At 70.9% G+C, this 14,584-nt stretch carries 13 protein-coding genes and 4 tRNA genes; 4 read left to right on the forward strand and 13 right to left on the reverse strand.

From position 1 onward, the window contains the following. A partial coding sequence (locus tag QR78_RS05695) for a methyl-accepting chemotaxis protein (protein WP_048426543.1) occupies window positions 1-483 on the forward strand: 483 nt, incomplete at its 5' end. Between the two features lie 97 nt (window positions 484-580). Here the strand turns inward: QR78_RS05695 and QR78_RS05700 are convergent. The 13 genes from QR78_RS05700 to QR78_RS05765 all read right to left on the reverse strand — a co-directional run bounded on the left by QR78_RS05700 (window position 581) and on the right by QR78_RS05765 (window position 12,506). Further along, on the reverse strand, window positions 581-2,056 hold the full coding sequence (locus tag QR78_RS05700; RefSeq protein ID WP_082171618.1) for a carbohydrate porin: 1,476 nt from the start codon (window positions 2,054-2,056) through the stop codon (window positions 581-583). Window positions 2,057-2,063: 7 nt separating this feature from the next. After that, entirely contained in the window at window positions 2,064-2,984 is a 921-nt protein-coding gene (ppk2, locus tag QR78_RS05705) for a polyphosphate kinase 2 (RefSeq protein WP_048426544.1), read from the reverse strand. Between the two features lie 121 nt (window positions 2,985-3,105). Next, a tRNA-Tyr gene (locus tag QR78_RS05710) sits at window positions 3,106-3,190 on the reverse strand. Between the two features lie 149 nt (window positions 3,191-3,339). Then, window positions 3,340-3,424: transfer RNA gene (locus QR78_RS05715), tRNA-Tyr, on the reverse strand. 105 nt (window positions 3,425-3,529) lie between these two features. Continuing rightward, on the reverse strand, window positions 3,530-5,323 hold the full coding sequence (gene recJ, locus QR78_RS05720; RefSeq protein ID WP_048426545.1) for a single-stranded-DNA-specific exonuclease RecJ: 1,794 nt from the start codon (window positions 5,321-5,323) through the stop codon (window positions 3,530-3,532). A 359-nt stretch (window positions 5,324-5,682) separates the two neighbouring features. Next, a complete protein-coding gene (locus tag QR78_RS05725) occupies window positions 5,683-7,083 on the reverse strand; it encodes an NAD(P)(+) transhydrogenase (Re/Si-specific) subunit beta (RefSeq protein WP_048426546.1) in 1,401 nt (466 codons plus the stop codon). Window positions 7,084-7,087: 4 nt separating this feature from the next. Further along, window positions 7,088-7,537, reverse strand: a complete 450-nt coding sequence (locus tag QR78_RS05730; protein ID WP_048426547.1) for a proton-translocating transhydrogenase family protein — start codon at window positions 7,535-7,537, stop codon at window positions 7,088-7,090. 28 nt (window positions 7,538-7,565) lie between these two features. After that, window positions 7,566-8,708 carry a Re/Si-specific NAD(P)(+) transhydrogenase subunit alpha gene (locus QR78_RS05735; RefSeq protein ID WP_048426548.1) on the reverse strand — a complete coding sequence of 381 codons (1,143 nt, stop codon included), beginning with the start codon at window positions 8,706-8,708 and terminating at the stop codon, window positions 7,566-7,568. Between the two features lie 203 nt (window positions 8,709-8,911). Continuing rightward, on the reverse strand, window positions 8,912-9,205 hold the full coding sequence (locus QR78_RS05740) for an aa3-type cytochrome c oxidase subunit IV (protein ID WP_048426549.1): 294 nt from the start codon (window positions 9,203-9,205) through the stop codon (window positions 8,912-8,914). A 252-nt stretch (window positions 9,206-9,457) separates the two neighbouring features. Further along, window positions 9,458-10,819, reverse strand: a complete 1,362-nt coding sequence (locus tag QR78_RS05745) for an ABC1 kinase family protein (protein ID WP_048426550.1) — start codon at window positions 10,817-10,819, stop codon at window positions 9,458-9,460. A 163-nt stretch (window positions 10,820-10,982) separates the two neighbouring features. Next, window positions 10,983-11,294 carry a metal-sensitive transcriptional regulator gene (locus tag QR78_RS05750; RefSeq protein ID WP_048426551.1) on the reverse strand — a complete coding sequence of 104 codons (312 nt, stop codon included), beginning with the start codon at window positions 11,292-11,294 and terminating at the stop codon, window positions 10,983-10,985. 948 nt (window positions 11,295-12,242) lie between these two features. Then, window positions 12,243-12,318 (reverse strand) — tRNA-Ala (locus QR78_RS05760). A 112-nt stretch (window positions 12,319-12,430) separates the two neighbouring features. Then, a tRNA-Ala gene (locus tag QR78_RS05765) sits at window positions 12,431-12,506 on the reverse strand. 109 nt (window positions 12,507-12,615) lie between these two features. Here QR78_RS05765 and QR78_RS05770 point away from each other — a divergent pair. The 3 genes from QR78_RS05770 (at window position 12,616) to QR78_RS05780 (ending at window position 14,487) form a co-directional block, all read left to right on the forward strand. Then, entirely contained in the window at window positions 12,616-12,903 is a 288-nt protein-coding gene (locus QR78_RS05770) for a YggT family protein (RefSeq protein ID WP_048426552.1), read from the forward strand. 21 nt (window positions 12,904-12,924) lie between these two features. Next, a complete protein-coding gene (locus QR78_RS05775; RefSeq protein WP_048426553.1) occupies window positions 12,925-13,251 on the forward strand; it encodes a DUF167 family protein in 327 nt (108 codons plus the stop codon). Between the two features lie 189 nt (window positions 13,252-13,440). Next, window positions 13,441-14,487, forward strand: coding sequence for a MaoC family dehydratase (locus QR78_RS05780; RefSeq protein ID WP_048426554.1), 1,047 nt, complete (start codon window positions 13,441-13,443; stop codon window positions 14,485-14,487). Window positions 14,488-14,584 lie beyond the last annotated feature (97 nt).

The raw sequence follows: 14,584 nt of genomic DNA on the forward strand, positions 1-14,584 counted from the left end.
TCGATCGCCGCGCAGACCAACTTGCTGGCGCTCAATGCCACGATCGAGGCGGCCCGGGCCGGCGAGGCGGGGAGGGGCTTCGCGGTGGTGGCGGCCGAGGTCAAGGAACTGGCTGGACAGACCGCCAAGGCGACCGAGGAGATCGGCGGCCAGATCACGGCGATCCAGGCCGCGACCGGGCGTGCCGGCGAGGCGATCCTGCAGATCGGTCGGACGATCGCGTCGATCAACGAGATCTCGGGGATGATCGCCGCCACCGTGGTGCAGCAGACGGAGGCGACGACGGAGATTTCGCGCAACGCCGCGGAAGCGGCGCACGGCACCCAGGACGTGTCGGCCAACGTGGCGCGGGTGCTGACCTCGGCCGGCGAGACCGGCAGCGCGGCGACGCAGGTGCTGGGGGCGGCGGCCGAGCTGGCGACGCAATCGCTCAGCGTGAAGCAGGAGGTCGACACCTTCCTGCGCGACATCCAGGCCGCCTGACCGGAGCGGGGGGGAAGAATTCGGGGCGATCGTCCGGGTGCTGACGGTGTCCTGAGCGGACCGGAGATCCGTGCGCGGCGGCCGTTCGGCCTGAGCGTCAATAGTTGATCGTCGCCCGCAGGCCCATCACGGTGGCGTTCTTCAGGCGACGGCCATCCTCGCCGGCGAGCCCGCCGCCGGGCCGCATCACGAGCTGCAAGTCGGGCTGCACCGTGAAACCGGGCACCACTTCGGCCTGGTAGGTCGCTTCGATCACCACCTCGCTCGACCGGATCGGTCCTGTGCCCTGGCCGAACAGGATCGTGTCCCGGTCGAAGGCCCGGGCCGCCGGGCCGATGCGGGAATAGATCACCCCGAGCGCCACGGTGTCGTTGGGGCGGCCCGGCAGCAGGCCTTTGTAGGCGAGGCCGCCATCGAGATAGAAATCGATCAGGTTGCGGTCGCCCGGAACCTTCGACAGTCGCAGGAAGGCGCTGGCGCCCTCGTCCTCGGTGCCGGGCTCGCGGTAGAGCGTCTGGTCGATGATGCCGTAGACGCCGCGGTCGCCACGGAAGCGCCGGGCGACGCCGCTCGCTTCCGGGTCGGCGAGCAGCCGGCCGGACACGCTGTCGAGGCGCGGGCTGTCGAACCCCCCGAAATGCTGCCATCCGCCGAGCGTCGCGGTGCCGTGCAGGGCCTCGCCCCAGAGATCGAGCGTGTAGGCGTACGCGACCTCGCCGATCAGCAGGGGCGGGTCGCTGGTTCGGAAGCTGGTCCCGCTGCGGTCGATGCGCTGCGGGTCGGTGTCGTCGCCCCGGCGCAGGCCCGCGGGATCGCCGTTGAACAGCGCCGCCTGGATCGACAGGTGCGGGTCGGGGACGTACTTGACCCGTATGGCCGGGGTGGCGAGCGGATAGATCGGCCCGCCGCTCGGCAGTACCACGGCGCCGATATTCGGCCAGCCGAATCCGGCATTGAAGAACACCACCGCCGACTGGGCGATGGCGAACTCGGTATCGGCCGAGACCTGGCCGACCTTGATCGAGAGCGTGTCGTCGAACAGGCTCTGCTCGAGCCACACTTCGAACAGCCGGGTTGCCGGCAGCGCCTCGATGCCGCTCACCGTCGTCAGGTTGTTGACGTAGGAGCGGGACATCCCGTGGCCGTGGATCTGGAAGAAGTCGGTGTGGAACTTCGCTCCGGTCCATCCGGCGAGCCTGTCGAGATCGACGTCGAGGGAGGTGTCGAGGCGCCCGCCATAGGTGACGCCGCGCCGCAAGCCCCCGCGCAGGTTGGCCAGCCCCTCGCCGATATAGGTGATGGTGGTGGTGATGCCGCGCTCGGCGAGGAAGGCGCGGGTGCCGAACGGGTCGCCATAGGGGCCCAGCGACGACTGGATCGAGCCGCCGATCGTCAGCGACACCTGATCGGAGGTGCGCGCCTGGGCGATGGCGGTCTGCGGGTCGCCGCCGGCGCCCGTGAGGGGAAAGCGGGCGAGGATCGGCAGGACCGGGGCCGGCGCGGCCTGCTGGGCTGCGGCCTCGCCCGCGGCGAGACCGACGAGACCCAGAATCGCCGCGCGCCAGTCCGCCATGCCGCGCTCAGTACCGCGCCGGCACGTACATTTCGGCCGGAACCGGGCCGCGGACGTAATCGGGGTTGCGCACCCGCTCGGGCAGGTGGACGGGCGCCCGCTCGACGGTGCCGTAGGGCACCTGCTCCAGCAGGTGGCTGATGCAGTTGAGGCGGGCGCGCTGCTTGTCGACGGCGTCGACCACCCACCAGGGCGCCTCGGGGATGTGGGTGCGGGCCAGCATGTCCTCCTTGGCCCGGGTGTAGCTCTCCCAGCGCCGGCGCGATTCGACGTCCATCGGGCTGAGCTTCCACTGCTTGAGCGGATCCTGGATCCGCATCTCGAAGCGGTGGGCCTGCTCGGCATCGGTGATCGAGAACCAGTACTTCACCAGGACGATGCCGGAGCGCACCAGCATGCGCTCGAACTCGGGCACCGAGCGGAAGAACTCCTCCACGTCGGCCTCGGAGCAGAAGCCCATCACCCGCTCGACGCCGGCCCGGTTGTACCAGGAGCGGTCGAACAGCACCATCTCGCCGCCGGTCGGCAGGTGGCTGACGTAGCGCTGGAAGTACCACTGGCCGCGCTCGCGCTCGCTCGGGGCGGGGAGGGCGGCGACACGGCAGACCCGGGGGTTCAGGCGCTGGGTGATGCGCTTGATGACGCCGCCCTTGCCGGCGGAGTCCCGCCCCTCGAACAGCACCACGACCTTGAGCTTGTGGGTCTGGACCCAGTCCTGGAGCCGCACCAGCTCGTGCTGGAGCCGCAGCAGCTCGCGGAAGTAGAAGCGCCGGTCGAGCTCCGGCCCGGTGCCCTCGCGCGGCGGCACGAGGCCGGCGAGGCGCTCCTCCTCCATCTCGAGTTCCAGCTCCTCGTCGTAGGCCTCGGCGATCTCGCGCCGGAGCGCCGCGATGAGGGTCGCCTGCGACGTGCCGTCCAACTCGCTCATGGTGGTGTGTCCCGCTCCCGTTCGTCCGACCGGAAGCCTTACCCGCCGTCCCGTGACACTATCGAGAAGCCGGCCGCCGGGACCGCAACGGCCGGGCTCGCTGACGATGGGGAAAGGAAAGTGGTGGGGGAAGTAGGACTCGAACCTACGAAGGCATAGCCAGCGGATTTACAGTCCGCCCCCTTTGCCGCTCGGGACATTCCCCCACGCTGCCGTCGCCGGCAGGGGCCGCCGCGCGAGCAGCGGGTCCGTATGATGGAGCGATCCGCGTCCCGCAAGACGCCGGAAGCCGCCCCGACCCGTGCCGTCGATGCGGATCGGCATCGCTCAACGACGGGTTGACCTGAAAACTGAATGGTGGGGGAAGTAGGACTCGAACCTACGAAGGCATAGCCAGCGGATTTACAGTCCGCCCCCTTTGCCGCTCGGGACATTCCCCCACGCTGCCGTTACCGGCAGGGGCCGCCTCTCGGCGACGGGGCCCTTATGGTGGGGCGCTCCGGGGGTGTCAAGCCGGGATCCGTGGCCGGCTCACCGGAGCCGTGTCAGCCCGCCTCCGCCACGTCGCAGAGGCGCAACTCGACCCGGTCGGCACCGCGCCAGCGGTCGCGCGAGAGGGTGCCGGCGGCATGGATGTCCCGGCCGATATGCGAGAGCAGGAGCCGCCCGACCGGCGATTCCGCGGCCCGGAACGCGATGGCGCCGACCGCGACGCCGTCCCGGCCGCGCAGCTGCGCCTTGACGTGGCCGGTGCCGACGACGCGCGCATCGGCGACGCGGTGGCGGGCGAGGGCGAAGACCGGCTCCGGCGCGCCCTGGCCGAAGGGCCCGGCCCGCTCGACGGCGTCCGCGAGCTCGGGTTGCACCCCGCCGGCCGAGACGAGGCCGTCGACCAGCAGCGCCTCGCCGAGGCGCGCCTCCGCCACCGAGGCGGCGAGGTCGCCCGACAGCGCCTCGCGGAAGCGGTCGAGGTCGAGGGCGGCGAGCGTCACGCCCGCCGCCATGGCGTGGCCGCCGCCCTTGGCGGCAAGCCCGGCCTCGACGCAGGCCCGGACCGCCCGGCCGAGATCGGCCCCCGGGATCGAGCGGCCCGAGCCGGTGGCGGTGCCGTCCTGGCGCAGCGCGAAGGCGAAGGCCGGGCGGCCGAACCGCTCCTTGAGGCGGGCCGCGATCAGCCCGACGACGCCCGGATGCCAGTCCGGGCTGCCGGCGACGAGGACCGGCTGGTCGGGATCGCGTTCCAGGCGCATCCCCATCTCGGCTTCGGCCTCCGCCACGGCGGCGGCCTCGATCGCCTGGCGCTCGCGGTTGAGCGCGTCGAGCTGGGCGGCGATGCCGGCGGCCTCGATCGGATCCTCGCAGAGCAGCAGCCGGGCGCCCAGCGTCGAATCGCCAATGCGGCCGCCGGCATTGATCCGGGGGCCGAGCAGGAAGCCGAGATGCCAGGCCTGCGGCGCTTCCCCGAGACCGGCGGCGTCGAGGAGGGCGGCGAGCCCCCGCCGGCCGCGGCCGCGCATCACCGCCAGCCCCTGGCGCACGAAGGCCCGGTTGAGGCCGTGCAGCGGCACGACGTCGGCGATGGTGGCTAGCGCCACGAGGTCGAGCCCCGCCATCAGGTCGGGAATGGCGAGCCCGTCGCGGCGCAGGCGTCGGTTGAGCGCCACCAGCGTCAGGAAGACCACCCCGGCGGCGCAGAGATGGCCGAGGCCCGAGAGGTCGTCGAGGCGGTTCGGGTTGACGAGGGCGTGCACCGGCGGGAGCACCTCGGGCGCGCCGTGATGGTCGAGCACCACCACGTCCATGCCGAGGCGCCCGGCCTCGGCCAGGGGCTCGTGCCCGGCGGTGCCGCAATCGACGGTGACGAGGAGGGTCGCGCCCTCCTCGGCGAGCATCCGCACCGCCGCGACGTTGGGGCCGTAGCCTTCCGTGATGCGGTCGGGGATGTGGAGCCGGTAGGGCACGCCGAGGTCGCGCAGCGCGCTCGCCAGCAGGGCGGCACTCGCCGCCCCGTCGACGTCGTAATCGCCGAAGATCGCGACCTTCTCGCGCTTCTGGATCGCGACGGCGAGCCGGTCGGCCGCGGCCTCCATGTCGACCAGCACGGCGGGATCGGGCAGGAGGTCGCGCAGGCGCGGCTCGAGGAAGCCCGGCACGGCATGGAGGTCGACCCCGCGGCCGGCCAGCACCCGGGCCAGCACCTCCGGCAGGCCGTGGCCCTGCGCGATGGCGACCGCGAGGCTCTGCGCCGGCGCCGAGGCGCAGCGCTCGTGCCAGGGCCGCCCGAGCGCGGAGCGGTGGACGTCGAGGAGGGGGCGGGGCAGGTCGAGGATCGTGGACACCGGGGGAGTGTAGCGGGATTCGCGGGAGCGCGCTGCCGCAGCCGGGCGACAGTGGGGGGCGTTCACGCTTGAGGCGCGCCGCGTGAACCCTCCCCCCTCTGCGGGGGAGGGTGCCCGGCGGAGCCGGGCGGGAGAGGGGAACCACGCTTCCGGAAATGACTGAACCGTTCTGACGGGCGCCAAGCTCTGAACCGTCGCGCTGCCCCTCTCCCGGCCTGCGCCGCAGGCCACCCTCCCCCGCAGAGGGGGGAGGGTTCAGCCGCGCGGGTCCCTTCAAACGCGAAAAGCGGGGCACGAGGCCCCGCTTTCCCGGTCCGGAGCAAAGTGCTCCGGCAGACCGTGCCCTGACGGGTCGACCGTCAGAAGTTCTTGACGATCTCGTCGACCACCTTCTTGGCGTCGCCGAACAGCATCATGGTGTTGTCGCGGAAGAACACCTCGTTCTCGACGCCGGCATAACCCGAGCCCATGCCGCGCTTGATGAACAGCACGGTCTTGGCCCGCTCCACGTCGAGGATCGGCATGCCGTAGATCGGCGATTGCGGATCGGTCTTGGCGGCCGGGTTGGTGACGTCGTTGGCGCCGATCACGAAGGCCACGTCGGCCTGCGGGAACTCGCCGTTGATGTCCTCCAGCTCGTGCACCTCGTCGTAGGGCACGTTGGCCTCGGCGAGGAGCACGTTCATGTGGCCCGGCATGCGGCCCGCCACCGGATGGATGGCATACTTCACGTCGACGCCGGCCTTCTTGAGCTGGTCGGCCATCTCGCGGAGCGAGTGCTGGGCCTGTGCCACCGCCATGCCGTAGCCCGGCACGATGATGACCTTCTCGGCATTCTTCATGATGAAGGCCGCATCGTCCGCCGAGCCCTGCTTGACCGGCCGGGTCTCGACCTGGCCGCCGCCCGAGGCCGCCGCGGCGTCGCCGCCGAAGCCGCCCAGGATCACCGAGATGAACGAGCGGTTCATCGCGTGGCACATGATGTAGGACAGGATCGCGCCGGACGAGCCCACCAGCGCGCCGGTGATGATCAGCGCGAGGTTGCCCAGCGTGAAGCCGATGCCGGCCGCCGCCCAACCCGAATAGGAGTTGAGCATCGAGACCACGACCGGCATGTCCGCGCCGCCGATCGGGATGATCAGCAGGCCGCCGAGCACGAAGGACAGGATCACGATCAGCCAGAACAGCACCTTGCTGCCGCCGCCGATGAAGCCGGCCAGCAGCGCCACCAGCACCACCGCCAGGACGATGTTGATGAGGTGGCGCTGCGGCAGCATGATCGGCTTGCCCGACATGCGGCCGTCGAGCTTGAGGAACGCGATCACCGAGCCGGTGAAGGTGATGGCGCCGATGGCGACGCCCAGGCCCATCTCGAACAGCGACTGCTTGTGGATGGCGCCGTTCTCGATGATGCCGAAGGCCTGCGGCGCGTAGAGGGCGCCGGCCGCCACCGCGACGGCCGCGAGGCCGACGAGGGAGTGGAAGGCCGCGACGAGCTGCGGCATCGCGGTCATCGGCACGCGCTTGGCGATCACCGCGCCGGCGCCGCCGCCGATGCCGATGCCGAGCAGCACCAGGAACCACGCCCCGACGCCGGCCGGCGGATGGCCGATCAGCGTCGTCAGGATGGCGATGCCCATGCCGATCATGCCGTACAGGTTGCCCTGCCGGGAGGTGGTCGGGTGGGACAGGCCCCGCAGCGCCAGGATGAACAGGACGCCGGAGACGAGGTAGAGGAGCGAGGAGACGTTCTCCGACATCGCCTCAGGCCTTCTTCTTGTACATGCTAAGCATGCGCTGGGTGACGAGGAAGCCGCCGAAGATGTTCACGCTGGCGAAGACCAGGCCGATGAACCCGAAGAAGCGGGCCCAGCCGGTGCCCTTCTCGATGTACGGAACGCCGACGGCCAGAAGCGCGCCGACCACGATCACCGAGGAGATCGCGTTGGTGACCGACATCAGCGGGGTGTGGAGGGCCGGGGTCACCGACCAGACCACGTAGTAGCCGACGAAGATCGCCAGCACGAAGATCGCCAGACGGAAGACGGTCGGGTCGATGGCGCCGTGGGTCGCGGCGGCGACGCCGTGGCCGACGCTGTCGGCGATGATCGCCGCCTGGTCGGCGGCGCGGGCGGCGATGTCGGCCGCGTTGCGGGCGGCGGCGGCGGCGGCACGCGCCTGCTCGGCCGCCTGGTCGGGGGGAAGGGTAGCCATGAGGTCTCCTCCGATTGCAGGCGAGGCCTTAGGCCGCCTTGGGCTGGAAGTTCGGGTGGACGACGGCGCCGTCGCGGGTCAGGCAGGTCGCCTTGACGAGCTCGTCGTCCCACTTCACCGCCAGCGTCTTCGCCGCCTTGTCGACCAGGGTCTCGACGAAGGCGTAGAGGTTGCGGGCGTAGAGGCTCGACGAGGTGGCGGCCAGCCGCCCCGGGACGTTGGCGTAGCCGACGATCTTCACGCCGTTCTGCGTCTCCACGACCTCGTCGGCCTTGACGCCCTCGACGTTGCCGCCGCGCTCGACCGCGAGGTCGACGAGGACCGAGCCCGGCCGCATCGCCGCCACCATGTCGGCGGTGACGAGCTTGGGCGCCGGCCGGCCGGGGATCAGCGCGGTGGTGACCACGATGTCCTGCTTGGCGATGTGGCTCGCCACCAGCTCGGCCTGCTTCTTCTTGTACTCGGCCGACATCTCCTTGGCGTAGCCGCCGGCGGTCTCGGCCTGCTTGAACTCGTCGTCCTCGACGGCGACGAACTTGGCGCCGAGCGACTCGACCTGCTCCTTGGCGGCGGGCCGCACGTCGGTGGCGGTCACGACCGCGCCCATGCGGCGGGCGGTGGCGATGGCCTGCAGCCCGGCGACGCCGGCGCCCATCACGAAGATGCGGGCCGCCGGCACGGTGCCGGCCGCGGTCATCATCATCGGCAGCGCCCGGCCGTAGACGGCGGCGCCGTCCACCACCGCGCGGTAGCCCGCGAGGTTGGCCTGGCTCGAGAGCACGTCCATCACCTGGGCGCGGGTGATGCGGGGCATCAGCTCCATGGCGATCGCCGAGACGCCGGCATCGGCCATCGCCTTGACCTCGGCCTCGTGGCCGTAGGGATCCATGATGGCGATCACGATCGCGCCGCGCTTGAGCGCGGGAAGCTCGTCGGCGCCGGGGCGGCGCACCCGCAGCACGATGTCGGCGCCCTCGGCGGCGGCCTTGGCGTCGGCGGCGATCGAGGCGCCCGCGGCCTCGTACTCGGCATCCGGCACGCCGGCCTTGAGGCCCGCACCGGACTGCACCGTCACGTCGGCCCCGAGAGCCTTGTACTTCTTCACCGTTTCCGGGACTGCCGCGACCCGCGGCTCCGCCGGATCGGTCTCGGATAGGACCGCGATCCGCATTCAGATTTCCCTTTGGTCGATACACGGCGCGGAGCGCCGATCCCCCCTTGCGGGCGGTGTGTACAAGGCCACGCCTGCCCCACAACTGTAAAGCCGTCCCCTCGGCAGAAGGGACGGCTCTGGTTACAAATCTTTAACGATTGAGTCACGCGCAATCTGTCGGGCGCGTGAGACGGAGAGGGGCGGACGGGCCGCCCGCCGCCTCAGTAGAAGGCGAGCATGAGGGCGAGCAGCACCGCCACCACGGCCGGGGCGCGCCAGCCGATTCCCGGGGAGAGGGCGCCGATGGCCCCGCCGATGCCGCCGAGCACGACGCCGATGATGGCGGTGATCCAGGCCTCGCGCACACCGCCGACGGCGAGGGAGAGCACCCAGCAGATCACCACGGTGGTGGCGATCTCGACGAAGCGGACGAAGCCCCGGTAGGTGGCCTCGTGGGTCGGTCCGTCCATCTCCGGGCTGTAGGCGGAGTCGGTGGCGTGATTGATGTCGGCCATGATGCGGTAGACCCCGTCTTGTGCTCGTTGGCCGGGCTTTAGCGCATGCTCAAGGTCCCGGCAATCAGCCGATAGATGATCCGCGCGCGCGGACGCGGCTTGCTCGACCCACCGGCAAGCCGTTGCAGGAGCGAGATTTTCGGGCGTGTGGACCGGCCCGCCGGCGGGCCGGCCGCGGGCGTGGATCGACGGCCGAAGGTGCGGATCCGCACCTTTTTCCAAATCCAGGCTCCGCCCGGCCGCGCCTCCGCCTCAGACGGGATGGGGCAGGCCCGCCTTCTCCAGGGCCGCGTGCTGGCGGGCGGCGAGGTCGTCGAGGGAGAACCGGTCGATCTGGGCCTCGAACAGGCGGTGGTAGTTCAGCTCCGAGCGAAGGTGCAGGAACACCGCGCCCAGGCCCACCGCCGCCCGGTCCATGAAGACGAATTCCCGCGGCACCGTGACGGGACCGCGCTCCTTGAGGGCGCGATGGACCTCGAAGGCCTGGCGGCGGCCGTACTCGCTCGGCTTCACGCCGTCCGCCACCGTGCGGACCCGGTCCTCGAGGAGCGGCCCGTAGATGAAGCGGGCCCAGATGTTGAGGGTCTCGACGAGGTCGCGGGTGAGGTTGCGGAATCCCCAGCTCTCATAGGCGTGGACGACGCGGGCCTCGTCGTCGTGCAGGAGGCCCTTGTAGAGGTCGACCACGCCGCCGACGAAGCGGGGGTGGAAGATGCGCACGCAGCCGTAATCGAGCAGGTTGATGCCCTGCGGCTCGTCGCCCTCGGAGAAGACCGTGTAGTTGCCGAGATGAGGATCGCCGTGGATCACCGCGGCGCGGCTGAAGGGGTGCCACCAGGCCTGGAACATGGCGTGCGCGAGGCGGTTGCGCAGCTCCAGCGGCCCGCCGGTGAAATTCAGGATCTTCTCGCCCTGCAGCCAGCCCTGGGTGAGGAGCCGCTTGGTCGACAGGTCCGGGTAGACGACCGGGACCCGCACGGTCTCGACGCCCTTGAGCACGTCGGCGTAGAGCGCGGCGTGCTTGGCCTCGCGGGTGTAGTCCAGTTCTTCGCGCACCCGGTCGCCGATCTCCTTGGCGATCTCGCGGGTGTCGATCACCGCGCTGATGCGCCGGTGCAGGGCGAAGGCGAGTTCGAGCTGCTTGAGGTCCGCCTCGACGGCGGATTGCATGTCCGGGTATTGCAGCTTGCAGGCCAGCGGCGTGCCGTCGAGCGCCTCGGCCCGGTGGACCTGGCCGAGGGAGGCGGCGGCGGCCGGCCGCAGGTCGAACGCGCCGAAGCGGTCCTTCCATTGCGGCCCGAGTTCGGCGGCCATGCGGCGCTTGACGAAGGCGGCCCCCATCGGCGGCGCCTCGGATTGCAGCTTCTGCAGCTCGGCGGCGTATTCGGGCGGCAGCAGGTCCGGCACGGTGGCGAGCAGCTGCGCCACCTTCATGATCGGTCCCTTGAGGCCGCCCAGGGCCTGGGCGAGGGCGGCGGCGCTCGACACGTCCTCGCCCTTGCGCCCGAGGAGCCGCGCGCCGGCCATCCGGGCGGCGACGCCGCCGACATTGGCACCGACCTTCGCGTAGCGGGCGGCGCGGGCGGAGAAGCGATTGGCTTCGCTGTCGGACATGCGGGACGTGGCTCGTGCGAGGATGCGCGCGGACGGGTGCCGCGCGCCGGACTTGGAGCCTAGATAAGCCCGCGCTCCCGCACCGCCAGGGCGACCGGACAGCGCGGGCGCCGTCCGTCGGGCAGGGCGACCGGACAGCGCGGGGCGCGCCGCCCTTGGGACGTCAGGATTGCCGCAAGGCCGCGCGCAGGACCCGCACCATCTCCTCGATGGCCCCGTCGCGATCCTCGGACTTGGCCGCGTAATCGACCGAGGCGTCGAGATGCGAGCTGATGAGCTGGAGCACCGCCTCGCGCACCGCGGCCGTGATGGCGTTCATCTGCTGGACCTCGTCGAGGCAGTAGCGATCCTCCTGCACCATCGCCTGGAGGCCACGCACCTGACCCTCGATGCGCTTGAGGCGCTGGAGGATGGGCTTCTTCTCCTCGTCGGTGCGGCGCACCTGGAGCCGGCCGTCGACGTATTGGTAATCCATGGTGTGCCTTCCCCGACCGGGGGTCCGCTCGTCCGGGAGGGCGCGGGCGGCCCGGGCGATGTCGGGTCTGGTGGATGAACGCCGCCCTATCCCTGAGGAACGGCAACCGTTCTTGCACGACAGCCGGGCAGGTCAAGCTCAATCTTGGCCGTCCGGCCGCGCGCCCCACCGTTCCTTTGGGCTAGGTCTTGCTGCCGGGCCTCGACGGCTCGGCCATCCGCTCGCGCCGGACGCCAGAATTCGGGCGGGCCGGGCCGAGACACGGCTCCTCGCGGAGGGGCTGGAACGCCTCGAAACGGAACTGTCCCGTCCCATCGATCGACGGGCCCTCGCAGCATGACCCCGGATCGACTTGGGTTCCGTTACGTTCGATCCCCATGAACACGCGACCGACGGTCCGTGCCTTCTTCGACCGGCCGAGGGAATCGGGTGCCGGGAGCGCGTCCGTCAGCCCGCCGGTGTCCTCGATGATCGCCAGCCATGGGTGCCGGTGCATCGTATCGCGGACGATGCGGACGCCGAGCCCGTCCTGATGCCTCTGTCGCAAGTGGCCTGTCGCAAGTGGCGTTGGAGAGCCGCACCGCCGGGATGCGCCCCGTCGCCTCCGCCGCCACGCCGGCGGACATCGCGCCCGCCAGGTTGCCGCCGGCTCGACATGCGAGCCGTCGAGGGCGAGGCCGTCGCAATCGGCGGGCAGGGCCGCGACGCCGGTGGACAGCGGGTCACGCCGGAGCATCCCCTCGACGACGCGGCGCGGAAAAAAGGGCCGTCGCGCGGGCTGCCCCTCATTCACGGGGCGGGCAGCGCGACGCCGACGGCCGGAAGGGCGCCGCCCTCGCTGCACGACCACGCCACCGCCGAACATGAAAAAACCGGGCCTCGGCCTGCGCCGATCCCGGTTCATCTCATCTCGAACACAGTCGACGATGAGTTCCACCAAAGACGATTTGGTGGAGCTGAGGGGATTCGAACCCCTGACCTCCGCAGTGCGATTGCGGCGCTCTCCCATCTGAGCTACAGCCCCGCCGTGAGCGGGCATATGTCATATCGCCGAAGCGATGTCACCTACCCGGTGGCGCTAAAACCACCAACCTCTTCACCGGACCCAACCCAGCGTTAACCACGCGAGGCAGGCCTGGTGGAGCTGAGGGGATTCGAACCCCTGACCTCCGCAGTGCGATTGCGGCGCTCTCCCATCTGAGCTACAGCCCCGTCCGAGGCGGGTGCCTTGTAGGCCGGCCCTTCTCAGCCTGTCAATTCCCCTGGAGGCCCCGCCGCGTCGCGACTGCGCGCGGGCGCCCCGGGCTCGCACGGACCACGCATGCGCTCGATCCTCTGGCTCATCGACAACATCATCACGCTCTACGTGTACCTCCTGATCGCCAGCGCCGTGCTGAGCTGGCTGGTGACCTTCAACGTGGTCAACGTGCGCAACCCGATCGTGTCGCAGATCGGGGAGTTCCTGTTCCGGGTGACCGAGCCGGCCCTGCGGCCGATCCGGCGCATCCTGCCCAACCTCGGCGGCATCGACATCTCGCCGATCATCCTGGTGCTGGGCCTGTTCTTCCTGCGCAACCTGATGTTCGAGCTCTTCGCCGGCATGGCGTAGGGCGGACGGGGCGGACCCGCGATGAGCGCCCGGCCCTGGCGGACGACCCCGGAGGGGATCGAGGTCCGGGTCCGGGCCACCCCGCGGGGCGGGCGCGACGCCCTCGACGGCGTCGAGACCCGGGACGACGGCCTGCCCGTGATGAAGGTGCGGGTGCGGGCGGCTCCGGAGGACGGGGCCGCCAATGCCGCCATCCGGGACGTCCTGCGGCGCGCCCTCGGCCTCCCGGCCTCCGCGGTGACGCTCTCGTCCGGCGCCACCGCGCGGATCAAGCTCTTTCGCATCGCCGGCGACGGGGCGGCCCTGTCCCGGCTTTTCGAGGCCTTGGCCGAACCGCAGGCCCGGTGAGGCCGGAGGCCGGTCGATGACCGGTCTCGTGTAGGGCTTGACCGTGGGGCGGCGCTGCCCCTCAAATCGCCGCCGGCATCCTCGGCCGGACCCGTCCCGGCCGTATCGGACACTTCCCGGAGCCTGCCGGGCGCCTCGGCGCGCCCGGCAGGCTCTTGCATGACAGGCTCTCGCACGAGAGGGGCGACGATGAAGACCAACCCGGGCCGCTTCTTCGAGGATTTCCGCCTCGGGGAGACCATCCGCCACGCCACGCCGCGCACCGTGACCACCGGCGACGTCTCGCTCTACACCGCGCTCTACGGCCCGCGCTTCGCGGTGCAATCCTCCGACGCCTTCGCGGCGGCCTTCGGCTACGCTCGGGCCCCCCTCGACGACCTGCTGGTCTTCCACGTCGTGTTCGGCAAGACGGTGCCGGACATCTCCCTCAACGCGGTCGCCAATCTCGGCTACGCGGAGGGGCGCTTCCTGCGGCCGGTCTATCCGGGCGAGACCCTGAACACCGTCTCGGAGGTCATCGGCCTCAAGGAGAGCTCCAACCGCCAGACCGGCGTGGTCTATGTCCGCTCCACCGGCACCAACGCCGCCGGCGAGGCGGTGCTGAGCTATTGCCGCTGGGTGCTGGTGCGCAAGCGCGACCCCGAGGCCACCATCGCCGCCGAGGCGGTGCCGAGCCTCGCCAAGGCGGTGGCGCCCGAGGAGCTGGCCGCCGCCCTGCCGCCCCTGAACGCCGGCGCCTACGATCTCGGTCTTGCCGGCAGCCCGCACCGCGTCGGCGACTACGCGGTCGGCGAGCGCATCGATCACGTCGACGGGATGACCGTCGAGGAGGCCGAGCACCAGATCGCCACCCGGCTTTTTCAGAACACCGCCAAGGTCCATTTCGACGGCTTTGCCGCCAAGGATACCCGCTTCGGCAAGCGGCTGATCTATGGCGGCCACGTCATCTCGCTCGCCCGGGCCTTGAGCTTCAACGGGCTCGGCAACGCGTTCTCGATCGCCGGCATCAATGCCGGGCGCCACGTCGCGCCGCTGTTTGCCGGCGATACGGTCTATGCCTGGAGCGAGGTTCTGGCGGTCGCCGAGCTTCCCGGGCGCAACGATGTCGGGGCGTTGCGCCTGCGCACGATCGCGACCAAGAACCAGCCCTGCGCCGCCCATCCGGACAAGGTCGGGGACGCCACCGACCCGGCGGTCATCCTCGACCTCGATTACTGGGCATTGATGCCGCGCTGAGCGCGTCGCGGGGGCCTCGTCCGGCGACGTCGAAGGCCTTGCCGGGCGACCGGCATTGGCTTTGCCCATACGCCAGGACGCCGCGTGGCCCCCGCGA

The sequence above is a fragment of the Methylobacterium indicum genome, assembly GCF_001043895.1.
Classification (GTDB): domain Bacteria; phylum Pseudomonadota; class Alphaproteobacteria; order Rhizobiales; family Beijerinckiaceae; genus Methylobacterium; species Methylobacterium indicum.